This window comes from Paracoccus sp. S3-43 (genome assembly GCF_029027965.1).
Classification (GTDB): domain Bacteria; phylum Pseudomonadota; class Alphaproteobacteria; order Rhodobacterales; family Rhodobacteraceae; genus Paracoccus.
The window spans coordinates 886418-909229 of sequence record NZ_CP119082.1; the positions used below are offsets into that span (position 1 = coordinate 886418).

Genomic DNA, 22812 nt, shown 5'->3' on the forward strand with positions numbered 1-22812 from the left:
GGCAAGATACCGCCGAAACCACCTGCAACGACCACCAGATTTTGGGGTTCCGGCGTGTTTTTCCAGTGACGCAGCGGCGGCCTGCCGCTAGGATTGGAACTGATTACGAGGGATTCGACGGGCGGCAGGACATGACCCGATCGACATAGCGAAAACAGGCGGAAACCATGAACCTCAACCTGATGATGAACGACGAAGACGAGTTGAAGCCCCGGATCACCGTCTTCGGTGTCGGCGGCGCGGGCGGCAACGCGGTCAACAACATGATCGAGAAGAACCTCGACGGGGTCGAGTTCGTGGTCGCCAATACCGATGCCCAGGCGCTGTCCAGCTCTCGCGCGTCGAACCGCATCCAGATGGGTCCGAAAGTGACCGAGGGTCTGGGCGCGGGGGCCAAGCCCGCCATCGGCGCCAAGGCCGCCGAGGAAACCATCGAGGACATCGTCGATCACCTGATGGGCGCGCATATGTGCTTCATCACCGCCGGCATGGGCGGCGGCACCGGCACCGGCGCCGCCCCGATCATCGCCCAGGCCGCGCGCGAGATGGGCATCCTGACCGTCGGCGTGGTGACCAAGCCCTTCCAGTTCGAGGGCACCAAGCGGATGCGCCAGGCCGATGAGGGGATCGAGGCGCTGCACAAGGTCGTGGACACGCTGCTGATCATCCCCAACCAGAACCTGTTCCGCATCGCCAACGAAAAGACCACCTTCACCGAAGCCTTCGCCATGGCCGACGACGTGCTGTATCAGGGCGTCAAGGGCGTGACCGACCTGATGGTCAAGCCGGGCTTGATCAACCTCGACTTCGCCGACGTGCGTTCGGTCATGGACGAGATGGGCAAGGCGATGATGGGCACGGGCGAGGCGTCGGGCGAAAACCGCGCCCAGGAAGCCGCCGAACGCGCCATCGCCAACCCGCTGCTGGACGAGGTCAGCCTGAACGGCGCCAAGGGCGTGCTGATCAACATCACCGGCGGCTATGACATGACCCTGTTCGAACTGGACGAGGCCGCGAACGTCATCCGCGACAAGGTGGACAGCGACGCCAATATCATCGTCGGCTCGACGCTGGATCCCGACATGGACGGCTCGATCCGCGTGTCGGTCGTGGCGACCGGCATCGACGCCGCCGTCGCCCTGGCCGAGGTTCCGGCCCCCCGCCGGTCCATGGCCGAGCCGCTGACCCAGAACCCGGCGGTCTCGCAGAAGGTGGAAACCGCCTCCCGGCAGGACGATCTGCCGCCGCGCCGCGTGGCCCCGCCGGCCGTGGAGCCCCGCCCCGCCGCCGCGCCCGTCCTGCGGCCCGAGGACGACATGCCCGCCCCCGCCTATCAGCGCAAGGAACCCGCGCAGCCGATGATGCTGAACGTCAACGACGACGCCGGTTTCATCGCGCCCCGTGCGCCGCAGGGCGCATCGCGCGGCCAGGCCTCGCCCGAGACGCTGGAGCGTCTGCGCCGCGCGGTCGAGCACAAGGGCGAACGCCAGCAGCCCCAGCCCGCGCCCCAGCCGGCCGACCCCGCCCGCAACCAGAGCCGCATGGCGGGCCTGGGCCGGATGCTGGAACGGATGGCGGGCCATGCCGACCAGGGCGCGCCGAAGCCGCCCGCGGCCTCGATTTCCGAACGCGTCAACGAACGCGTGGCGGTCCGCGCGCGCCAGCAGGAAACCGATTTCGACGATCTGGCCAGCCCCGACGCGGCGGGCGACAATGTGGAAATCCCGGCCTTCCTGCGCCGCCAAGCCAACTGATCCGGTCACGAAACTGATACGGAAGGGGCCGCGTCATGCGGCCCTTTTCCGTTGCGGGCCTGCCCGGACGGAGGGCGCCGCGCCGCGCCGCCGCCGAATGTTTCATGCCGTCACAATTCGTTAATTGAACGCTTGCCCCCCAAGGTCTAGGTCAGCCGTTACAGCGATGGACGTTTTCCGTTGCGACACGAGGCAAAGGCAGTTGTCATGCAGGCGACATTGAAAAAAGCGGTGATGTTTCAGGGCGTGGGTCTGCACTCGGGCGCCCCGGCGCGGCTGGAAATCCATCCTGCCCCCGCCGGTTACGGCATCGTCTTTCGCCGCACCGACCTGAACCCCGTCATGGACATCCCCGCCCGCTGGGATCACGTCACACCGTCCCGGCTGTGCACGCTGATGGACGACGGCAAGGGCACGACGCTGTCCACCGTCGAACATGTCATGGCGGCGCTGGCGGGAACCGGCCTCCACAACGCCCTGGTCAAGGTCGACGGACCCGAGGTTCCGATCCTGGACGGTTCCGCCGCCCCCTTCGTGCGCGCCATCCTGCGCGCCGGGATCGTGCTGCAATCGGCTGACCTGCGCGCCATCCGCGTGCTGCGCCCGGTCGAGGTGCGCGAGGGCGAGGCTTTCGCCCGGCTGACCCCGGCCGACCACCTGGAAATCGACTTCCAGATCGATTTCACGGATGCCGCCATCGGCCATCAGGAAAAGCGGCTGGACATGGCCAACGGCGCCTTCCTGCGCGAACTGGCCGACAGCCGGACCTTCTGCCGCCAGGCGGATGTGGATGCGATGCGCAAGAACGGGCTGGCCCTGGGCGGCACCTATCTGAACGCGGTGGTGGTGGACGGCGCGCGGGTGCTGTCGCCCGGCGGCCTGCGCCACCGGGACGAGGCGGTGCGCCACAAGATGCTGGACGCGATGGGCGATCTGGCGCTGGCGGGCGCGCCGCTGCTGGCGCGCTATACCGGCCATCGCGCGGGCCATGCGATGACCAACCGGCTGCTGCGCGCCTTGTTCGCCGATCCGACCGCCTGGCGGTGGGAGACCTGTTCCCCCGCCCTGGAGGACCGTCTGCCGGGCGCGGGCGTCGCCGCCTATGACCTGGCGGCGACGGCTTGGGTGGCCGCGTAGGCGGCCTTCCGCGACGTCAAGCCATGCCGTAAAACGCGGGTGAAATTCAACGGATTGCCATTTTGCGCCCCCTGATGTTCTGTGCTAGAGGGTCCGGGCAGCGCGGCCCCGGCGGGGCGGCTGCAAGGAAGAAGTCACAGGCAGGGTGAAGATGGCGCGCTCGAAATTCTCGGCTTCCGTGATGGCGGCGGTTCTGGCGGGTCTGGTGCTGACGGGCTGTGGCAGGGGCGGGACCGATTCCGACAAGCAGAACCTGGACCGCTTCACCGCCGAGGAAATCTACAAGCGCGGCGAGTTCGAGCTCGAAAACAGCCGCAAGCCGGAAGACGCGGTGTTCTATTTTGCCGAGGTCGAGCGGCTGTATCCCTATTCCGAATGGGCCAAGCGCGCGCTGATCATGCAGGCCTATTCCAACCACCGCGCCCAGAACTATGAAGAGGCGCGCAGCGCCGCGCAGCGCTTCATCGACACCTATCCGGGCGACGAGGACGCGGCCTATGCGCAATACCTGCTGGCGCTGTCCTATTACGACCAGATCGACGAGGTGGGGCGCGACCAGGGCCTGACCTTCCAGGCGCTGCAATCGCTGCGCACCGTGATCGAGCAATATCCCGACAGCGAATATGCGCGCAGTTCGATCCTGAAATTCGACCTGGCCTTCGATCACCTGGCCGCCAAGGAAATGGAGATCGGGCGCTATTACCTGAAACGCGGGCATTATGCCGCCGCCATCAACCGCTTCCGCGTCGTGGTCGAGGAATTCCAGACCACCGGCCAGACGCCCGAGGCGCTGCTGCGGCTGGTCGAGGCCTATCTGGCCCTGGGCCTGACGGACGAGGCGCAGACGGCCGGGGCGATCCTGGGCCACAATTTCCAGTCCTCGCCCTTCTATCAGGATGCCTATGGCCAGTTGCGCGGTCGCGGATTGGCGCCCGAGGCGCGCGGCGACAACTGGCTGAACAACGTCTATCGCCAGATGATCCAGGGGCGGTGGCTGTAACGGGCGGGGTCGGGCCTCGCGCTGCAAGGATGACTGATGCTGCGTTCGCTGGACATCCGCAACATGCTGCTGATCGACCGGCTGGACCTGTCCTTCGGTCCCGGCCTGAACGTGCTGACGGGCGAAACGGGGGCGGGCAAGTCGATCCTGCTGGACTGCCTGGGCTTCGTGCTGGGCTGGCGGGGCCGCGCCGATCTGGTCCGCCAGGGCGCGCAGCAGGGCGAGGTGACGGCGGTCTTCGATCTGCCCGCCGCCCATCCCGCGCGCGCCGTGCTGGCCGATGCCGGGATCACGCTGGAGGATGACGACCTGATCCTGCGCCGGGTGAACGGCGGCGACGGGCGCAAGACCGGCTGGGTCAACGACCGCCGTGTCTCGGGCGAGGTGCTGCGGTCCCTGTCGGACAGGCTGGTGGAACTGCATGGCCAGCATGACGACCGGGGCCTGCTGAACCCGCGCGGCCACCGGGCGCTGCTGGATGCCTTCGGGGCCATCGACCTGGCCCCTGCGCGCGCCGCCTGGGCCGCGCGCCGCGCCGCCCGCCGGGATCTGGATCAGGCCGAGGCCCGCCTGACCGCCGCGCGGGCCGAGGAGGATTTCCTGCGCCACGCCGTGGCCGAACTGGACGACCTGACCCCCGAGGCGGGCGAGGAGGCGGTTCTGGACACCCGCCGCCGCGCCATGCAGGGCGCCATCCGCATCCGCGAGGATGTGGCCCGCGCCCTGACGATGCTGGGCGGCGAGGGGGCCGAGGGCGCGATGTTGGACGCCACCCGCTGGCTGGAAGGCGCCGCCGACCGGGCCGAGGGGCGGCTGGACGAGCCGCTGGCCGCGCTGTCCCGCGCCCTGGTCGAACTGGGCGAGGCGCATCGCGGGGTCGAGGATGCGCTGTCCGCGCTGGACGTGGATCCCGGCCAGCTTGAGGCGACCGAGGAACGGCTGTTCGCCCTGCGCGCCCTGGCCCGCAAGCATAACGTGCTGGCCGACGACCTGGCCGGTCTGGCCGACGACCTGCGCGCCCGCCTGGGCCAGATCGACGCCGGAGAGGCGCAGATCGCCGCCCTGCGCCGACAGGTCGAGGAGGCCGAGGCCGGCTATGACGCCGAGGCGGATCAGGTGTCGCGGGCGCGCAGCCAGGCGGCCGCCGCCCTGGACCGCGCCGTCACGGCGGAACTGGCGCCGTTGAAGATGGAACGAGCGGTCTTCCAGACCATCGTCGCGCCCGGCGAACCCGGTCCCGACGGGCGCGACGACGTGGCCTTCACCGTGGCGACCAATCCCGGCGCGCCTGCGGGGGCCTTGGACAAGATCGCATCAGGGGGGGAACTGTCGCGCTTCCTGCTGGCGCTGAAGGTCTGCCTGGCGCGCGGCAACGACGCGCTTGTGCTGATCTTCGACGAGATCGACCGGGGCGTCGGCGGGGCCACGGCGGACGCGGTGGGACGGCGCCTGAAGCGGCTGTCCGAGGATGCGCAGGTGCTGGTCGTCACCCATTCGCCGCAGGTCGCGGCACTGGGCGCCCACCATTTCCGGGTGTCGAAATCGGTCCATGACGACATGACCACATCCACCGTCGCGGCGCTGACGCCGCCCCAGCGGGTCGAGGAGATCGCCCGGATGCTGTCGGGCGACCGCATCACCGGGGCCGCCACGGAGGCGGCGCGGGCGTTGTTGCAGGGCTGACGCGCCGCCCTAGGTGGTGATGAAATCGCGCACGAATTCGGTGGCGGGCTTGGCGCGGATGTCCTGCGGCTTGCCGATCTGTTCGATCCGGCCCATCGACATCACCACCACCAGGTCGGCCAGTTCCATCGCCTCGTCCTGGTCATGGGTCACGAAGACCGTGGTCAGGCCGGTCTCATCATGGATGTCGCGCAGGCCCTGGCGCAATTCGCGGCGCACCTTGGCGTCGAGCGCGCCGAAGGGTTCGTCCAGGAGCAGCATCCGGGGTTCGATCGCCAGGGCGCGGGCCAGCGCGACGCGCTGTCGCTGGCCCCCCGACAGCTGCGTCGGATAGCGCCCGGCGATATCGGGCAACTGGATCAGATCCAGCAGCTTGGTGACGCGGCGGGTGATCTCGGCCCTGGGGGGGCGTTGGCCGCGCGGGCGGGCGCGCAGGCCATAGGCGATGTTGTCGAACACCGTCATGTGCCGGAACAGCGCATAGCTTTGGAACACGAAGCCCGCGCGGCGGTCCTGCACGCTCATCCCCGTGGCGTCCTGGCCGTTGAACAGCACCCGCCCCGAGGTCGGGAATTCCAGCCCGCCCAGGATCCGCAGCAGCGTGGTCTTGCCCGATCCCGACGGCCCCAGCAGCGCCACAAGCGCGCCCGAGGGGATGTTCAGCGACACCGGATGCAGCGCCGTGGTGCCGCCGAAGGTCTTGGCGATTTCGTCGATGTCGATATGCAAGGCAGCCTCCTCAGTGGCGGCGGATGGCGGCAAGCTGGTCGGCATGGGTCACCTCCAGCAGGGTTTTCAGAAGCAGGGTGACAAGCGCCAGCGCGGTCAGCAGCGCGGCCATGCTGAAGGCGGCGACGGAGAGGTATTCGTTATACAGCATCTCGATGGTGATCGGCATGGTCGCGGTCTGGCCACGGATCTTGCCCGACACCACCGCGACCGCGCCGAATTCGCCCATCGCGCGCGCGGTGCACAGCAGCGTGCCATACAGCAGCGCCCAGCGGATATTCGGCAGCGTCACGGTCCGAAAGGTCCGCCAGCCCGAAGCGCCCAGGGTCAGGGCGGCCTCTTCCTCGGCCCGGCCCTGTTCGATCATCACCGGGATCAGCTCGCGCGCGACAAAGGGGAAGGTCACGAAGACCGTCGCCAGCACGATGCCGGGAATGGCGAAGACGATGGGCCAGCCATGGGCGACCAGGAAGCCGCCGACAAGGGAATTGGCGCCGAACAGCAGCACGATGCACAGGCCCGCCACGACCGGGCTGACGCTGAACGGCAGGTCGATCAGGGTGATCAGGAAAGCCTTGCCGCGAAAGTCGAACTTGGTGATCAGCCAGGCGGCGGCGATGCCGAAGGCCGCGTTCAGCGGCACGGCGATGGCGGTGATCAGCAGGGTCAGGCGGATCGCCGACCGGGCGTCGCGATTGCCCAGGCTTTCGACGGCGGCCAGCCAGCCGTCCTTCAGCGCCTCGGCAAAGACCACCGCCAGGGGGGCGAAGACCAGGACGGCCAGCCCCGCGACGGCGATCCCGATCAGGGCGATGCGCAGGGCGGGCGCTTCCTCGGTCGCGGTGCGGAAGGCGCGGGGGCGGGGCAGGGCCGCGTCAGACATGGCCCATCTTCCTTCGGCTGACGATCTGGATCAGGTTGATCGCCAGCAGCATGGCGAAGGAAATCACCAGCATGGCGATACCGATGGCGGCGGCGGCGTCATAGTTGAATTCCTCAAGCTGGATGACGATCAGCAGCGGCGCGATTTCCGTGCGCAGCGGGATATTGCCGGCGATGAAGATGACCGATCCGTATTCCCCGACCGCGCGGGCCAGGGCCAGGGCAAAGCCGGTCAGCGCGGCGGGCGTCAGCATCGGCAGGATCACATGGCGCAGCGTGTGCAGGCGCGACGCGCCCAAGGTGGCGGAGGCCTCCTCGACCTCGCGGTCGATCTCCTCGATCACCGGCTGGACGGTGCGGGTGACGAAGGGCAGGCCCACGAAGACCAAGGCGATGAAGATCCCCGCCTGGGCATAGGCGATCTTCAGGCCGACCGATTGCGCCAGGCTGCCGAACGCCCCGTTCGGGGCATAGAGCGCGGTCAGCGCGATCCCCGCCACGGCGGTCGGCAGCGCGAAGGGCAGGTCCACGGCCGCGTCCAGAACGCGCTTGCCGGGAAAGCGGTATCGGACCAGAACCCAGGCCAGCACCACGCCGAACACCAGGTTGAAGATCGCGGCCAGCAGCGACAGCTTGAACGACAGCAGCAGCGCGGCCTGGACGCGTTCGCGCGCCACCACGGCCAGGACATTGGACAGACCGAAATTGACGCCCTGCAACAGCAGGGCGCCGATCGGCAGCAGCACGACGATGGACAGCATCGCCAGGGTGATGCCCCCTGACAGGCCAAGACCGGGCATCGCGGTCCTGTGGATCAGGGGGCGCGCGGTCATGGTCACTTGGCCACGTAGATCTGGTCGAAGATGCCGCCTTCGCCGAAATGTTCGGGCTGCACCTTCTTCCAGCCGCCGAAATCCTCGATGCTGACCAGATCCAGTTTCGGGAAGCGGGCCACGTCCTCGGGGTCGGCGGCGCTGTCGTCCCAGGCGCGGTAGAAATGCTTGAAGGCAAGCGCCTGGCCCTGCGGCGAATACAGGAAATCCAGATAGGCCGTCGCCAGCTCGCGCTGCGCGTCGTTGGCGATGTTGCCGTCGACGATGGCGACCGGCGGTTCGGCCAGCACCGAGACGGACGGCACGACGATGTCGAACTGATCCTCGCCGATCTCCTCAAGCGCCAGATAGGCCTCGTTTTCCCAGGCCAGCAGCACGTCGCCGATGCCGCGCTGCGCGAAGGTGGTGGTCGAACCGCGCGCGCCGGTATCCAGGACCGGGACATGCTTGAACAGCTCGCCCACGAAGTCCTGCGGGTTCTGGCCGTTCTTTTCCGCCCAGGCCCAGGCCGCCAGATAGTTCCAGCGCGCCCCGCCCGAGGTCTTGGGGTTCGGCGTGATCACCTCGACCCCTTCCTTGACCAGATCGCCCCAGTCGGCGATGCCCTTGGGGTTCCCCTCGCGCACCAGGAACACGATGGTCGAGGTATAGGGGCTGGAATTATGCGGCAGCTTCGTCTGCCAGTCGGCCGGCAGCTTGCCGGTTTCGGCGATCTTGTCGATGTCGGAGGCCAGGGCCAGCGTGACGACCTGGGCGTTCAGCCCGTCGATCACCGCGCGGGCCTGCGCGCCCGACCCGCCATGGCTGGTCTCGATGGTCGGGGCCTCGTGCCCGTCGGCGGCCCATTTCTCGGCGAAGGCCGCGTTCACGTCACGGTACAGTTCCCGCGTGGGATCATAGCTGACGTTCAGCAGCGTTTCGGCGGATGCCGGGGCCGCGATGGCCAGAGCCAGCAGGATGGCCGACAGCGAGGCGCCGATGCGGCCGGTTTTCGATGTGGTCATGGACCGTTTCTCCTGAAGAACTGCGTCGGTTATCGGTGGGTGCGGGTGGCGAGCGATTCGATCCGCGCCTCCCACAGGTCGGGATTGCGCCCCTCCAGCAGGGACGCGGCCGCCGCCTGGGGTTCCCGGCTGAGCGCCAGAAGCGGCGCGCCGTTCACGCGATGAACCTGCCCGGTGCGCCGGTCGATCAGCCTCACCGAATAAAGCGGCCGCGATGCGGCGCCGATATCGTGACCCTGGATCGTCATCTCCGCTCCTCTGACTCGCTGGCGTGGTATTGCTCAAATAACGACAGGAGAAGTCGTGTTTAGCAAGAGCAGAGATATGCTGAAATCGGCGGACCACAGAGAAGAAAATTCTCTCCGCACATCAGGAAGGGCCCGCCTTTCGGGCGGGCCGGGGTCGCAGTCCGGGCCGGTCAGGCCGGGATCACCTTGTCCAGAACCGCCCGCAGCCGGGCCACCGTGCCGTCCACGTCACCCAGCTTGTCCAGTCCGAACAGGCCCAGCCGGAAGGTGGAAAACGCGTCGCCTTCGTTCACGGCCAGCGGCACGCCGGCGGCGATCTGCATTCCTTCCGCCGCGAATTTCCTGCCGTTCCTGATGTCGGGATCGTCGGTATAGCTGACCACCACCCCCGGCGCGGCGAAGCCCGGCGCCGCCACCGACCGCACCCCGCGTTCGGCCAGCAGATCGCGCACGGCCTTGCCCAGCCGCCATTGCGCATCCCGCGCGGCGTCGAAGCCCATCGCGCGGGTCTCCTCCATCGCGTCGCGCAGGCCCAGCAGGGCGTCGGTCGGCATGGTCGCGTGATAGGCGTGGCCGCCGTCTTCATAGGCCGCCATGATCGCGCGCCATTTCTTCAGATCCAGGGCGAAGCTGTTGCTGTCGGTCGCCGCCAGCCGGTCCGCGCCCCTGTCCGACAGCATCACCAGGCCCGCGGCGGGGGAGGCCGACCAGCCCTTCTGCGGGGCCGAGATCAGCACGTCCACGCCCGTCGCCTTCATGTCCACCCAGATCGCGCCGGATGCGATGCAGTCCAGCACCATCAGCGCGCCGACCTCGTGCGCGGCATCCGACAGCGCGCGGATATAGTCGTCGGGCAGGATCAGCCCGGCCGAGGTTTCGACATGGGGCGCAAACACCGCATCGGGCCGCGCCTCGCGGATCGTCGCCACGACCTCCTCGATGGGCGGGGGCGCATAGGCGGGCTGCGGCTCGTTCCCGGCGGGCCGGGCCATGGCGACGGTCGTGTCGCGCGCAAAGCCGCCCATCTCGAAGATCTGGCTCCAGCGATAGCTGAACCAGCCGTTCCTGACGATCAGCGCATGGCCGGTGCCGAACTGCCGGGCGACCGATTCCATCGCATAGGTGCCGCCGCCCGGCACGATGGCGACCTGCGACGCGCCATAGACCTCGCGCAGGGTGGCGGACAGGTCGCGCATCACCTGCTGAAACCGCCGCGACATGTGATTCAGCGACCGGTCGGTGAACACGACCGAGAATTCGTCCAGGCCATCCGGGTCGATGTCGGGGTGAAGATGGGGCATCGCGTTCTCCTGTCCAAGCCGGGTGCAGGTTAGCGCCTGCCGGCGGATGCCGCCAGACAGTCAAAGGCCGCAGGCGTCAGCCGGGGGCAAGCGCGCCCAGTCCGACGGCGATCATCGCCGCTGCCGCGACGTAACGCGAAAGCCGCCCCGCCGCAAAGCTGCGCCCGCGCATGGCCGATGAAAACAGGATCGCCAGAAAGGAATACCAGATCACGCTCTGGCCGATAATCAGAATGAATATCTCGGCATAAAGATATCCGGGCGCGGCGGCGGGAATGGCGGCCAGGAAGGTGCCCAGCCAGAAGGCGATGGCAATGGGATTGGCCAGGGCCGTCAGAAGCCCCAGCAGAAAGGGTTGACGGCCCGCCATCACGTCCCGCCGCAGCGGGCAGGCGGTCAGCATCCGCAGCCCCAGCCAGATCAGATACAGCGCCGCCAGCACCCGCAGGGCCAGGAAAACATGGCCGTTCCGGTCCGCCGCCGCATCCGCGCCCAGCAGGGCCAGGACCACCCACAGCCCGGTCGCCGTGACGACGCCCGCCGCGACCGAAAGCCCGTCCCGTCGCGTCCCCGCACTGGCCGCGCAGCAGATTGCCAGCGTATTCGGACCGGGGGTCATCGCCATCGCCAGATGCAGCCCGGAAATCAGGATCAAGGTCGCAAAAACGTCCATCGTTAAAACCCGGCGGAATGGTTCATCATAAAATAAAAGGGCCTGTTTTAATATGAATTAATATTCCGGCATATTCGCGGCTTGACCGGAAATCCCCACGCGCCCCCCTTGCGGCCCCCCCGCCCGCGCGACTACCTTTGGGCCGACAGCAACATCGCAGGGTCTTCATGCGCATCGGCATCCTTCAATGCGGCCAGGCGCCCGCCGAATTGAGGCAGGACATGGGCGACTATCCCGACATGTTCGTCCGGCTTCTGGACGGGCGCGGCTTCGAATTCCGCACTTGGCATGTCGAAGCGATGGATTTTCCCGATTCGGTCCAGGACGCCGACGGCTGGCTGCTGACCGGATCGCGCCATGGCGCATACGAGGATCACGCCTTCATCCCGCCGCTGGAACGCTTCATCCGCGACGCCTATGACGCGACGGTGCCGCTGGTCGGCATCTGCTTCGGCCACCAGATCATCGCGCAGGCGCTTGGCGGCACGGTCGTCAAGCATCCGGGCGGCTGGTCGGTCGGCACGCAGGATTACGATTTCGACGGCGAAACCGTGCGTCTGAACGCCTGGCACCAGGATCAGGTGGTGGCCCTGCCCAAGGATGCGCAGGTTGCGGGATGCAGCGCGTTTTGCGAAAACGCCGCTCTGATCTATGGCGACCGCGCCTATACCGTGCAGGCGCATCCCGAATTTTCCGACGACTTCATCCAGGGCCTGATGGACAAGCGGGGCGCCGCCGTTCCGCAGGATCTGCTTGACCGGGCCTCGGACCGGATGGGCGAACCGAAAGGCTCGGCCAGTGTCGCCGACCGGATCGAGGCGTTCTTCAAGCAGCCCCGCGCCATCGCCAGGGGTGCCGCATGAACGACTGGATCGACAGACTGCCCCAGGCCGCCCGCGATTTCCTGTCCGGGCGGCGGCTGGACGAGGTCGAATGCATCCTGGCCGACATCGCCGGCGTCGCGCGCGGCAAGGCCATGCCCGCGTCGAAATTCGCGCGGCAGGAAAAATTCTATCTGCCGAACTCGATCTTCCTGCAAACGATCACCGGGGAATGGGCCGACAACCCGGCGGGGGCGTTCACCGAACCCGACATGATCCTGACGCCCGATTTCAGCACCGCGACCGCCGCGCCCTGGACGGCGGACTGGACGCTGCAAGTCATCCACGACGCCTATGACCAGCAGGGCAACCCGGTGCCCGTCGCGCCGCGCAACGTGCTGAAGCGCATCGTCGGGCTTTATGCCGAACGCGGCTGGAAGCCCGTCGTCGCCCCGGAAATGGAGTTCTTCCTGGTCGCCCGCAACATCGACCCGAACCAGCCGATCATCCCGCCGATGGGGCGCACCGGCCGTCGCGCGGCCGCCAAGCAGGCCTATTCCATGTCGGCGGTGGACGAATACGGCAAGGTCATCGACGACATCTATGACTTCGCCGAGGCGCAGGGATTCGAGATCGACGGCATCCTGCAAGAGGGCGGCGCCGGTCAGGTCGAGATCAACCTGAACCACGGCGATCCGGTCGCCCTGGCCGACGAGATCTTCTATTTCAAGCGCCTCATCCGCGAAGCCGCGTTGCGCCACGACTGTTTCGCCACCTTCATGGCCAAGCCCATCGAGGGCGAGCCGGGCAGCGCCATGCATATCCACCACTCGGTCATCGACGTGGCGACGGGGCAGAACCTGTTCTCGGACGAGAAGGGGCGCGAGACGCCGCAATTCCTGCATTTCATTGCCGGGATGCAGAAGCACCTGCCCGCCGCCGTGGCGCTGCTGGCGCCCTATGTGAACAGTTATCGCCGCTATGTCCCGGACTTCGCGGCGCCGATCAACCTGGAATGGGGTCGCGACAACCGCACCACCGGGCTGCGGGTGCCGATCTCCAGTCCCGAGGCGCGGCGGGTGGAAAACCGGCTGGCGGGCATGGATTGCAACCCCTATCTGGGCATCGCCGCCAGCCTGGCCTGCGGGTATCTGGGCCTGGTCGAGGGCGAGAATCCGCGCGGCGAATGCCTGGGCGACGCCTATATGTCCCCGCAGGACGAGCTGCCCTATAACCTGGGCGACGCGCTGGACATCATGTCGGAAAGCGCGCCGATGCGCAGCGTCCTGGGCGAGGATTTCGCGGCCGTCTATGAATCCGTGAAGCGCAACGAATACAAGGAGTTCTTGCAGGTCATCAGCCCCTGGGAACGCGAACATCTGCTGCTGAACGTATGAAGCTGCTTTATGCCAACGACCGGCGCGGGGAATATCCGCCCAGCGTCTATGCCGAGACCTGCGACCTGCTGGACCGTTTTCCGCCGCTGAAGGGGGAAACGCGCGCCGATGTCGCGGTGGTGGGGGCGGGCTATACCGGCCTGTCCGCCGCGCTGCATCTGGCGCGGGCCGGGCGCGACGTGGTGCTGGTCGATGCGCAGCGGGTGGGGTTCGGCGCGTCGGGGCGCAATGGCGGGCAGATCGGGTCGGGCCAGCGGCAAGAGGTGGACTGGCTGGAACGCCAGTTCGGCCGCTCGACCGCCCGCCGCCTTTGGGATCTGGCCGAGGAGGCCAAGGCGCTGACCCGCGCGATGGCGGCGGAATCGGGCGTGCCGGTCCGCGACGGCGTGGCCCATGCCTGCCGCTCGGCCTCCGAGGTGGACCACAGCGCCCGCATGGCCGCGCATCTGGCGGCGCATTACGGTTACGACCGCGTGCAGCCCCTGGACCGGGACGGGATGGCGGCGCATCTGGGAAGCACGGCCTATGCGGGCGGCGATCTGGACCGGGGCGCGGCGCATGTCCAGCCGCTGGCCATGGCGCTTGGCATGGCGCGGCTGGCCCTGGCGGCGGGCGTGCGCATCCATGAGGGCACCCATGTCCATCGGATCGACCATGGCCCGGCCACCGGCAAAAGCCAGGTGCTGTGCGATACCGGCAGGATCCTCTGCGATCAGGTGATCCTAGCGGGGAACGGCTATCTGGGCCGCCTTGATGCCCGGATCGCGGCGCGGGTCATGCCGATCAACAACTATATCGTCGCGACAAGGCCGCTGGGCGCGGATTTCCCCGAGATCCTGCCGCAGCGCATCGCCGTCGCCGATACCAAGTTCGTGGTGAATTACTGGCGGCTGGACGACGACCGCCGCCTGATCTTCGGCGGGGGCGAGACCGTCAGCTATCGCTTTCCCAAGGATATCGCGGCGCTTGTCCGCCCGCATCTGCTGTCGGTCTATCCGCAGCTGCGCGACGTGGCGGTCACCCATGCCTGGGGCGGGACGCTGGCGATCACCATGAACCGGATGCCGCATTTCGCCCGGCCCGCGCCGAACTGCCTGTCGGCGGGCGGATACAGCGGGCATGGGGTGGCGCTGGCGACGCTGGCGGGGCGGCTGATGGCCGATGCGGTGGCGGGGCAGTCGGACGGTTTCGACGCCATGGCGGCGATCCCGGCACGGCCCTTTCCCGGCGGCGCGATGCTGCGCAGCCCGCTGCTGGTCGCCGGGATGACCTGGTACGGGTTGCGCGACCGGCTGGGGTTCTAGCGCGCGCCCGCGACGCGCTGGCGCTGGATGGCGGATTCGCGGTCGGTCACGCCCAGCAATCCGGCCACCAGCCGGATCGCCGATTCCTCTTGCGCGGTGCGGCGGTCGTCGGCCAGCGAGATTTCCCACATCGCCCCGATGATGCCGATCCGATCCTCAAGCGAGACGCGGTTCTTGATCAGCCGGGTGAAGCGGACGGTATCGGGGGCCTCGGCCTCGATCATCTCGGCCACGGCGCGGCGTTCGGCGGCATCGATCGGGCCAAGGCCGTGCAACTGGCCCAGCACCTGGTCGATGCGCATCCGTTCCGCGGCGTGATAATGATCGTCCGCCCGCGCCACCCGAACCAGCAGCGCGGCCACCGCAACCTCGGCATCGTCCGTCGCCAGGGGCCGCGGAGCGGGGTCTTCCGTGAACAGGCGGTCCAGCAGATTGCGAAACATGCGCCCATCTTACGGCGTTGCGCCGGTCATTCAAGATTTAAGGGTGTCACTTTTCTTTTGTTATACCTGACGTTGATTGACCGATCAGAAATGCCGCCCCGCCGGTCAATAGCGTTGCGGCACGTAAAGGTCGCGCGGCAGCACGTCGCGTTCGTAATCGGGGTTGAACACGCGGTCGGGCAGGATCACCTCCTCGTGTTCGACATCGGTATAGGGGATCAGGCTCAGCAGGTGGCTCATGCAGTTCAGGCGGGCGCGCTTCTTGTCGTTGGCGGGCACGATATACCAGGGCGCCTCGGGGATGTTGGTATGTTCGAACATATCCTCCTTGGCCTTGGTATAGGACTCCCAGCGGACGCGCGATTGCAGGTCCATGGGCGACAGCTTCCACTGCTTCAGCGGGTCGTGGATGCGCATCAGGAAGCGCAGCTGCTGTTCCTCGTCGGTGATCGAGAACCAGTATTTCACCAGCCGGATCCCGGATCGGACCAGCATCCGTTCGAATTCGGGAACGTCCTGGAAGAACTGGTCCACCTGGTCCTCGGTCGCGAATCCCATCACCCGCTCGACGCCCGCGCGGTTGTACCAGCTGCGGTCGAACAGCACGATCTCGCCGCCTGCGGGCAGGTGGGGGACGTAGCGCTGGAAATACCACTGGGTCTTTTCGCGGTCCGAGGGGGCGGGCAGGGCCACGGTGCGCACGACGCGGGGGTTCAGCCGCTGGCTGATGCGCTTGATGGCGCCGCCCTTGCCGGCGCTGTCGCGGCCCTCGAAGATGACGACGACCTTTTCCTTGGTGTGGCTGACCCAGTCCTGCAACTTGATCAACTCGCTCTGCAACCGCAGCAATTCGCGGAAATATAGCCTGCGGTCCATCTGGTCGGGCCGCTTTTCGCGATAGATGCGGCGGATCTCCTCGGAGAGGACGGCGTCCTCCATCTCGATCTCGTAATCCTCATCCAGGGTTTCCAGAAGCTCGGCTTCCAGCCAGTCCTTGGGTTCGTGGGTCATGGTCAACTCCGGCAATACGAGGGTCCGTTTAGGGCGGGAATGTAACGATGATGCGGCAGTCAGCGCCCGAAACGCGCGGCGCAGGCCGGGGTGACGGCCAGGACGAAATCGCTGCGCCCGCCATCGACGGTGCCGCACCATTGGCCCGTGACGGTGAACAGGCTGCGCGTGCCCCGCGCGGGGCGATAGGCGACGCGGCGGCCGGTCACGTCGAACAGGTTCAGCACGCCGCCCTGGTTGGTCGCGTAATATCCCAGCACGCCGCCGTCGCCGGTGATGATCAGCCGCCGTTCGTTGTCGGGATTCGAGGGGCGGTTCTGCCAGGCGGTGCCGGAATTGGCGGTGTTGCCCGACGAATGCCAGGCCGCGTTCGGGGAATTGGCGGGGCTGGCCGGATTGTTCGCCGGGTGGCCGGGGCCAAGGTCGAAGGGCAGCCGGGTCTGGTCCAGCACGATCAGCGGCGCGTCGGCCTGGGCCACGACCGCCGGGAACAGCGCCATCACAAGGGGCAGGACGCGCATCCTATTCCTGCGCGGGCGGGTCGTCGGGCCGTGCGGGGCGGGTCCGCATGTCCGGCGGCAGGGCGTCCGATCCCTCGGCCCGGTCGCGTTCCAGGGCGGCGCGGCCCAGCATCATCAGCGTGATCGGCGTGGTCAGCACGATGCAGAAGCCGATGGCGAATTCGTGGACGATGGGCCGCTTTTCGATGAAGCTGAACATCAGGGCCGAAGCGATCATCACCGCGCCGGTGCCCCAGCTGGTCGCCAGGGTCGGCGCGTGCAGCCGGTCATAGAAGGAAGGCAGCCGCGCAAAGCCAAACGCCCCGATCAGCGTCAGGGTGGATCCCAAGACCACGAAGAAGGCCACGGGAATCGCCAGCCACAGCGGCACGGACTGAAGCGGGCTCATTCGATCACCTCGCCGCGGAACAGGAACTTGGCCAGGGCGACCGAGGACACGAAGCCCATGATCGAGATGACCATGGCCGCCTCGAAGAAGAAGGCGGTGCCCAGCTGCATCCCCGTGACCAGGAACAGCAGCATGACCGAGACATACAGCGAATCGAGCGCCAGCACCCGGTCCTGGGCGCGCGGTCCGCGCAGGATCCGCGTGCCCACCAGGCAGCCGGCAAGCGCCAGGGCGATCTGGGCATAGCCAAGCGCAATGGTCAGGATCGTCTCGCTCATTCGAAGATCTCCATCAGCATGGGTTCATAGGTCTGGCCGACGATCCGGTGATAATGATCGGCCTCGGACCCGTCGAAGATATGCACGATCAGGATGCCGCTGTCCGTTCCGTATTCCACCCAGGCCGTGCCGGGTGTCGCGGTCACGATGATCGACAGGACGGCCAGGGCGTTGGGGTTGGTGATCTGCAAGGGGATGCGGATGAAGGCCGATTGGCGGCCGTTCCGCCCCTCGGTCAGCAGCAGGCGCGTGACGGCGATGTTCGAGCGGACGATATCCGTGAACAGCGTCAGGGCCAGCCGGGGGATGGCCTGCCACCGCCGGATGCGCGGCTTGGCCGAATGCAGCGCCGAATAGGCCCAGCCCGCGACCAGCGACAGGCCCGCCCCCAGGATCAGATAGCCCAGCGAGAAGCGCGTCAGCATCAGCCACAGGAAGACCAGGCACAGCGACAGGACCGGATGGGGGAAAAGGCGCATCATGGCTGGTCCTCGGCTGCGTCGGGACGGTCGGCGGCGCGGGGCGTGGCGAAGACGCCGTAAGCATAGGCGGCCGTGTCGTGCAGGGCATGGGCGGTCCCGGTGGTATAGCGCAGCATCGCCTCGGCCCGGAAGCTGATCAGCGACAGGATCACCAGCAGCGCGATCACCGGGGCGATCTCCAGCGCCAGCACGCGTGGCAGGGGCACGTCATTGGCCCAGAAGGTCTGGATGCCGATCCGCGCCATGCCGATCAGCGTGGCGAAGCCCGACAGGATCAGCAGCGCGACGAAGGCCCAGGCCAGCCCGGCGGGCAGCGCGGTCTGCGCGATCAGCGGCTGGATCATCGCGATCTTGCCGATGAAGCCCGGCAGGGGCGGCAGCCCGGCCAGCATCAGCACGCAGAGCGCGAAGCACAGGCCCAGCACGGTCATCGCCGCGGGAATCGCCAGGCCGATGTCGGGCACCTCGTTCAGTTCGGCCTCGTCGACGCCATAGGCGTCGGCAGTCAGGGCCAGCATCGCGGCGATGCCGCCGTCCTCGCGGTTCATCGGCTCGATCAGCAGGAACAGCGCGCCGGTCGCCAGCAGCGATCCGACCATGTAATACAGCGCCCCCGACAGCATCGCCTGCCCCCCGCCCGCAAGCGCGAAGCCGGTGATGCCCAGCACCGTCCCCGACGAGATCAGCACCGAATGCGCGGCCATCCGCCCCAGCCCCTGCGAGGCCAGCACGCCCAGCAGCCCGAACAGCACCGTGATCATGCCCAGCACGATCAGGATCCCCGACCCAAACCCGGCCGAGGCGCCGCCCGTTTCCCCGAACAGCAGCATCGCCAGCCGCAGGATCGCATAGACGCCGACCTTGGTCATGATCGTGAACATCGCCCCCACCGGGGCCGCGGCGGCCATATAGGCGGTGGGCAGCCAGAAATTCAGCGGCCAGCTTCCCGCCTTGACCAGGAAGGCCACCGCCAGGATCGCCACGCCCGCGTGCAGCAGGGGCCGGTCCTCGCCCGGCATGGACGACACCAGATTCGCCAGATGCGCCATGTTCAGCGTGCCGCTGACGCCATAGATCAGGCTGACGCCGATCAGGAACAGCAGCGAGGCGGCCAGGTTGATGGCGATGTAATGCAGCCCGGCGCGGACGCGCAACTGCCCCGATCCGTGCAGCAGCAGCCCGTATGACGCGGCCAGCAGGATCTCGAAGAACACGAACAGGTTGAAGATGTCGCCGGTCAGGAAGGCGCCGTTCAGGCCGACCAGCAGGAACTGGAACAGGGAATAGTAATGCGGACCCTGCCTGGCCCAGCCCGCGCCGGCATAGACCAGCGACGGGATCGCCAGCAGCGCGGTCAGCACCAGCATCATCGCGGCCAGCCGGTCCAGCACCAGGACGATCCCGAAGGGCGCGGACCAGTCGCCCAGCAGATAGAAGCTGATGCCCTCCGCGTCGCTGATGTCGCCGCCGGTCTTGGCGCGGACCACCAGTTCCACCGCGATCAGCAGCTGGGCCGCGACCGAGATCAGGCTCAGCCAGAATTTCGCCTGCCGCTGCCGGTCGTCATACAGCAGCATCAGCGCGCCCACGATGAAGGGGATCAGGATCGGCGCGATTATCAGGTGTTCGCTGATCACTGGCTGCGCTCCTTCCCGTCGACATGGTCGGTGCCGGTCATGCCGCGCGACGCGATCATCACCACCAGGAACAGCGCCGTGGTGGCGAAGCTGATGACGATGGCGGTCAGCACCAGGGCCTGCGGCAGCGGGTCGGCATAGCGGGTGGGGTCGACGAAACCCCCCTTGGGCATGATCGGCGGCGCGCCCGGCGTCAGGCGGCCCATCGAGAAGATGAACAGGTTGACGGCATAGGACAGCAGGCACAGCCCGATCACGACCTGGAAGCTGCGCGGACGCAGCAGCAGCCAGATGCCCGAGGCCGACAGGATGCCGATGGCGGCGGACAGGATGATCTCCATCAGGCGGCTTCCTTCTTGGCGGCGGCGATCTCGTCGGCCTCGCGCATCCGGCTGGCGCGCAGCGACTGGTGGGCGATGGCGACCAGCATCAGCACGACCGCGCCGACCACGGTGGCGAAGACGCCGATGTCGAACAGCAGCGCGGTCGCCGCCGGAACCGGGCCGACCAAGGGAATGTCGACATAGCGCGCATGGGCCGTCAGGAAGGGATAGCCGAACAGCCAGGCGCCCATCCCGGTCCCCACCGCGCCCAGCAGGCCAAAGCCCATCCAGCGGATCGGCAGCACGGTGATCCGCGCCTCGACCCAGCGGACATTGGTGGCGATGTACTGGATCAGGAAGGCGATGGCCAAGGTCACCCCGGCGGCGAAGCCCCCGCCCGGAAGGTCGTGGCCGCGGAAGAAGAAATAGCCCGACAGCATGATCAGGATCGGGAACATCCAGATCATCAGGACCGAGGGCACATAGAGGTAATCGTCCAGCGACGGGCTGTCGTCCACGGTCTGCTGATAGGGCGCCTCGACGCTTTCGGGTGCGGGGCGGAAGCGGCGCAGCAGCCCGTAAACCGTCAGCCCGACGATCGCCAGGACCGAGATTTCGCCGAAGGTGTCGAAGGCGCGGAAATCGACCAGGATCACGTTCACCACATTGGTGCCGCCGCCTTCGTAATAGGCGTTGCCCAGAAACCAGTCGCCGACATTGCTGATCACCGGCCGCGTCATCACGGTGAAGGCGATCGCGGCGAGGCCGACCCCCCCGGCCAGGGCGATCACCAGGTCGCGGCCGCGCCGGATCTTGGCGGGGGTCAGCTTGTCCTCGGCGATCTCGGACCGGCGCTTGGGCAGCCAGCGAAGGCCCAGCAGCAAAAGGACCGTGGTCACGATCTCGACCAGAAGCTGCGTCACCGCCAGGTCGGGGGACGAGAACCAGGCGAAGGTCAGGCAGGTGACGACCCCCGCGCCGCCCAGCAGCACCAGGGCCGCGAAGCGGTGATACTTGGCCTGCCAGGCCGCGCCGATGGCGCAGGCGGCGCCGACCGTCCACAGCATCGCGAAGGCCGGGTTCGGCGCGTGCAGCCGCAGTTCCTGGGCCAGGGTCAGGCCCGCCCACAGCGCTGCCACCGCGACCGCGACCCCGGACAGGACCAGCAGGCGCAACTGCGGCTGCAAGGATTCGGTGGACATTATTCCATGCGCCAGGCGCGGCAGCCGCCAGGTCAGGCGGAACAGCAGCCAGTCATAGACCCGCTGCCCGCGCAGCCGGTGCAGCAGGAACGGTCCTTCGGGACCGGTGGCGATGGCCCTGGCGCTGAGGACATAGATCAGCGCGCCCACGGCAAGCGCCACCAGGCTCAGCATCAGGGGGGCGTTCACGCCGTGCCAGAGGGCGATCTTGTAATAGGGCATGTCGGCCCCCGCCACCGACCGCGCCGCGGCATTGACGACGGGACCAAGCGTCAGCGCCGGGACGATGCCCACCAGCAGGCAGATCAGCACCAGCAGTTCGACCGGGCGGCGCATCCAGGCGACGGGCTCGTGCGGCGCCTTGGGCAGGTCGACAGCCTGCGGGCCGAAGAACACCGTGGCGATGAAGCGCAGCGAATAGGCGACCGACAGGCAACTGCCCACCACCGCCAGATAGGGCAGGGCCTGGTCCAGCCAGGTGCCGTTGTGCCAGTCCACCGCCTCGGCCAGGAACATCTCCTTGGACAGGAAGCCGTTCAGCAGCGGCACCCCGGCCATGGCGGCGGCGGCGACGATGGCCAGCGTCGCGGTGAAGGGCATCGGCCGGAACAGCCCGGACAGACGGCGCATGTCGCGGGTGCCGGTCTCGTGGTCGATGATGCCCGCCGCCATGAACAGCGACGCCTTGAAGACCGCGTGGTTGCAGATGTGGAAGATCGCGGCCAGCAGCGCCACCGGTCCGCCGATGCCGGCAAGCGCGGTGATCAGGCCCAGGTGGCTGATCGTGGAATAGGCCAGCAGCCCTTTCAGGTCGTGGCGATACAGCGCCACCGCCGCCCCCAGGATCAGCGTGATCATGCCGATGCCGGTCACGGTGAAGAACCAGGCCTCGGTCCCGCCCAGGACCGGGGAAAAGCGCACCAGCAGGAACACCCCCGCCTTCACCATGGTCGCGGAATGCAGGAAGGCCGACACCGGCGTCGGCGCGGCCATGGCGCCGGGCAGCCAGAAATGGAACGGGAACTGCGCCGATTTGGTGAAGGCGCCCAGCAGGAACAGCGTCAGGATCGCGCCATACCAGGGATGGGCGCGGATCGCATCGCCCGACCGCAGGATGATGCCCAGGTCATGGGTGCCCGCGACCCGGCCCAGCATCAGCATCGCGGTCAGCAGGCACAGCCCGCCAAGCGCGGTGAGGATCAGGGCGGTCCGCGCCCCGTCGCGCGCCGCCGCGCCCTGGTGCCAGAAGCCGATCAGCAGGAAGGACATGAACGAGGTCAGTTCCCAGAAGACCACCATCACCAGCACGTTGCCGGAAATCAGGATGCCCTGCATCGCCCCGGTGAAGGCCAGCAGCAGCGCGAAGAAGCGCGGCAGGCTGTCGCCCGACCCCATGTAATAGCGCGCATAGATCACCACCAGCACGCCGATGGACAGCACCAGGGTGGCGAACAGCCAGGCGAACCCGTCCATCCGCAGCGCCAGGTTCATCCCCAGCGAGGGCACCCATTCGGTGCTGGCGCGCAGCACGCCGCCGGTTCGGATGCCGGGCAGGAAACCGGCCAGGATCGCCAGCCCGGCGACCAGCGACAGGCCCGACAGCCAGGTCGCGGCGCCGCGCGCGGCCTGGCGCAGGGTCAGAAGGATCAGCGAGGTGGCAAAGGGAAGGCAGGCAAACAACAGGAACAGATTGTGTTCGGCCATCTTCGCGTTGCCCTCACCTCAGCAGAACATGTTGTCATTCCCGGCACATGATGGCGC

Annotated in this window: 23 protein-coding genes; 7 read left to right on the forward strand and 16 right to left on the reverse strand. The window is 67.7% G+C overall.

The features are described 5' to 3' along the window. Nucleotides 1-167 precede the first annotated feature (167 nt). From ftsZ to recN, 4 genes are all read left to right on the forward strand, one after another. Nucleotides 168-1754, forward strand: a complete 1587-nt coding sequence (ftsZ, locus tag PXD02_RS04575; RefSeq protein WP_275105738.1) for a cell division protein FtsZ — start codon at nt 168-170, stop codon at nt 1752-1754. Nucleotides 1755-1961: 207 nt separating this feature from the next. Then, entirely contained in the window at nt 1962-2891 is a 930-nt protein-coding gene (lpxC, locus tag PXD02_RS04580) for a UDP-3-O-acyl-N-acetylglucosamine deacetylase (RefSeq protein WP_275105739.1), read from the forward strand. Between the two features lie 151 nt (nt 2892-3042). Next, complete coding sequence (locus PXD02_RS04585) at nt 3043-3891, forward strand: outer membrane protein assembly factor BamD (RefSeq protein ID WP_275105740.1); 849 nt, start codon at nt 3043-3045, stop codon at nt 3889-3891. Between the two features lie 36 nt (nt 3892-3927). Next, on the forward strand, nt 3928-5574 hold the full coding sequence (recN, locus tag PXD02_RS04590; RefSeq protein ID WP_275105741.1) for a DNA repair protein RecN: 1647 nt from the start codon (nt 3928-3930) through the stop codon (nt 5572-5574). Nucleotides 5575-5583: 9 nt separating this feature from the next. Here the strand turns inward: recN and PXD02_RS04595 are convergent, their stop codons facing one another. The 7 genes from PXD02_RS04595 to PXD02_RS04625 form a co-directional block, all read right to left on the reverse strand. Beyond that, nucleotides 5584-6303 carry a sulfate/molybdate ABC transporter ATP-binding protein gene (locus tag PXD02_RS04595; protein WP_275105742.1) on the reverse strand — a complete coding sequence of 240 codons (720 nt, stop codon included), beginning with the start codon at nt 6301-6303 and terminating at the stop codon, nt 5584-5586. Nucleotides 6304-6313: 10 nt separating this feature from the next. After that, nucleotides 6314-7186 (reverse strand): sulfate ABC transporter permease subunit CysW, encoded by an 873-nt coding sequence (cysW, locus tag PXD02_RS04600; protein ID WP_275105743.1) that lies wholly within the window; start codon nt 7184-7186, stop codon nt 6314-6316. Then, complete coding sequence (cysT, locus tag PXD02_RS04605) at nt 7179-8018, reverse strand: sulfate ABC transporter permease subunit CysT (RefSeq protein ID WP_275105744.1); 840 nt, start codon at nt 8016-8018, stop codon at nt 7179-7181. Before cysT ends, cysW begins: the two co-directional genes overlap by 8 nt. A 2-nt stretch (nt 8019-8020) precedes the next feature. Beyond that, nucleotides 8021-9022, reverse strand: coding sequence for a sulfate ABC transporter substrate-binding protein (locus tag PXD02_RS04610; protein ID WP_275105745.1), 1002 nt, complete (start codon nt 9020-9022; stop codon nt 8021-8023). A 29-nt stretch (nt 9023-9051) separates the two neighbouring features. Beyond that, a complete protein-coding gene (locus PXD02_RS04615; RefSeq protein WP_275105746.1) occupies nt 9052-9270 on the reverse strand; it encodes a hypothetical protein in 219 nt (72 codons plus the stop codon). A gap of 170 nt (nt 9271-9440) precedes the next feature. Then, a complete protein-coding gene (locus tag PXD02_RS04620) occupies nt 9441-10571 on the reverse strand; it encodes an aminotransferase class V-fold PLP-dependent enzyme (RefSeq protein WP_275105747.1) in 1131 nt (376 codons plus the stop codon). A 76-nt stretch (nt 10572-10647) separates the two neighbouring features. Then, nucleotides 10648-11244, reverse strand: coding sequence for a LysE family translocator (locus PXD02_RS04625; RefSeq protein ID WP_275105748.1), 597 nt, complete (start codon nt 11242-11244; stop codon nt 10648-10650). A 167-nt stretch (nt 11245-11411) separates the two neighbouring features. Here PXD02_RS04625 and PXD02_RS04630 point away from each other — a divergent pair, with 167 nt between their 5' ends. Genes PXD02_RS04630 through PXD02_RS04640 form a run of 3 tightly spaced genes read left to right on the forward strand, consistent with a single transcriptional unit; the run spans nt 11412 to nt 14766 of the window. Beyond that, on the forward strand, nt 11412-12107 hold the full coding sequence (locus tag PXD02_RS04630) for a type 1 glutamine amidotransferase (protein ID WP_275105749.1): 696 nt from the start codon (nt 11412-11414) through the stop codon (nt 12105-12107). Further along, nucleotides 12104-13462 carry a glutamine synthetase family protein gene (locus PXD02_RS04635; RefSeq protein WP_275105750.1) on the forward strand — a complete coding sequence of 453 codons (1359 nt, stop codon included), beginning with the start codon at nt 12104-12106 and terminating at the stop codon, nt 13460-13462. The genes PXD02_RS04630 and PXD02_RS04635 overlap by 4 nt, the downstream gene beginning before the upstream one ends. After that, the gene (locus tag PXD02_RS04640; RefSeq protein ID WP_275105751.1) at nt 13459-14766 is read left to right on the forward strand and encodes an NAD(P)/FAD-dependent oxidoreductase; all 1308 of its coding nucleotides are present in this window, start codon (nt 13459-13461) and stop codon (nt 14764-14766) included. Before PXD02_RS04635 ends, PXD02_RS04640 begins: the two co-directional genes overlap by 4 nt. Here PXD02_RS04640 and PXD02_RS04645 read toward each other — a convergent pair. The 9 genes from PXD02_RS04645 to PXD02_RS04685 form a co-directional block, all read right to left on the reverse strand. Further along, the gene (locus tag PXD02_RS04645) at nt 14763-15209 is read right to left on the reverse strand and encodes a tellurite resistance TerB family protein (RefSeq protein WP_275105752.1); all 447 of its coding nucleotides are present in this window, start codon (nt 15207-15209) and stop codon (nt 14763-14765) included. The two genes, PXD02_RS04640 and PXD02_RS04645, sit on opposite strands and share 4 nt — an antisense overlap. Before the next feature lie 105 nt (nt 15210-15314). Continuing rightward, the gene (gene ppk2 / locus PXD02_RS04650) at nt 15315-16220 is read right to left on the reverse strand and encodes a polyphosphate kinase 2 (RefSeq protein WP_275105753.1); all 906 of its coding nucleotides are present in this window, start codon (nt 16218-16220) and stop codon (nt 15315-15317) included. Between the two features lie 59 nt (nt 16221-16279). Continuing rightward, nucleotides 16280-16741 carry a hypothetical protein gene (locus PXD02_RS04655; RefSeq protein ID WP_275105754.1) on the reverse strand — a complete coding sequence of 154 codons (462 nt, stop codon included), beginning with the start codon at nt 16739-16741 and terminating at the stop codon, nt 16280-16282. Between the two features lies 1 nt (nt 16742). Beyond that, on the reverse strand, nt 16743-17129 hold the full coding sequence (gene mnhG, locus PXD02_RS04660; RefSeq protein ID WP_275105755.1) for a monovalent cation/H(+) antiporter subunit G: 387 nt from the start codon (nt 17127-17129) through the stop codon (nt 16743-16745). Then, nucleotides 17126-17407 carry a K+/H+ antiporter subunit F gene (locus PXD02_RS04665; RefSeq protein ID WP_275105756.1) on the reverse strand — a complete coding sequence of 94 codons (282 nt, stop codon included), beginning with the start codon at nt 17405-17407 and terminating at the stop codon, nt 17126-17128. Before PXD02_RS04665 ends, mnhG begins: the two co-directional genes overlap by 4 nt. Continuing rightward, nucleotides 17404-17889 (reverse strand): Na+/H+ antiporter subunit E, encoded by a 486-nt coding sequence (locus PXD02_RS04670; RefSeq protein ID WP_275105757.1) that lies wholly within the window; start codon nt 17887-17889, stop codon nt 17404-17406. The genes PXD02_RS04665 and PXD02_RS04670 overlap by 4 nt, the downstream gene beginning before the upstream one ends. Beyond that, nucleotides 17886-19526: a monovalent cation/H+ antiporter subunit D gene (locus PXD02_RS04675; RefSeq protein ID WP_275105758.1), complete on the reverse strand. Its 1641-nt coding sequence runs from the start codon at nt 19524-19526 to the stop codon at nt 17886-17888. Before PXD02_RS04675 ends, PXD02_RS04670 begins: the two co-directional genes overlap by 4 nt. Continuing rightward, on the reverse strand, nt 19523-19867 hold the full coding sequence (locus tag PXD02_RS04680; protein WP_275105759.1) for a Na+/H+ antiporter subunit C: 345 nt from the start codon (nt 19865-19867) through the stop codon (nt 19523-19525). Before PXD02_RS04680 ends, PXD02_RS04675 begins: the two co-directional genes overlap by 4 nt. After that, nucleotides 19867-22755: a monovalent cation/H+ antiporter subunit A gene (locus tag PXD02_RS04685; RefSeq protein WP_275105760.1), complete on the reverse strand. Its 2889-nt coding sequence runs from the start codon at nt 22753-22755 to the stop codon at nt 19867-19869. The genes PXD02_RS04680 and PXD02_RS04685 overlap by 1 nt, the downstream gene beginning before the upstream one ends. Between the last annotated feature and the right edge of the window lie 57 nt (nt 22756-22812).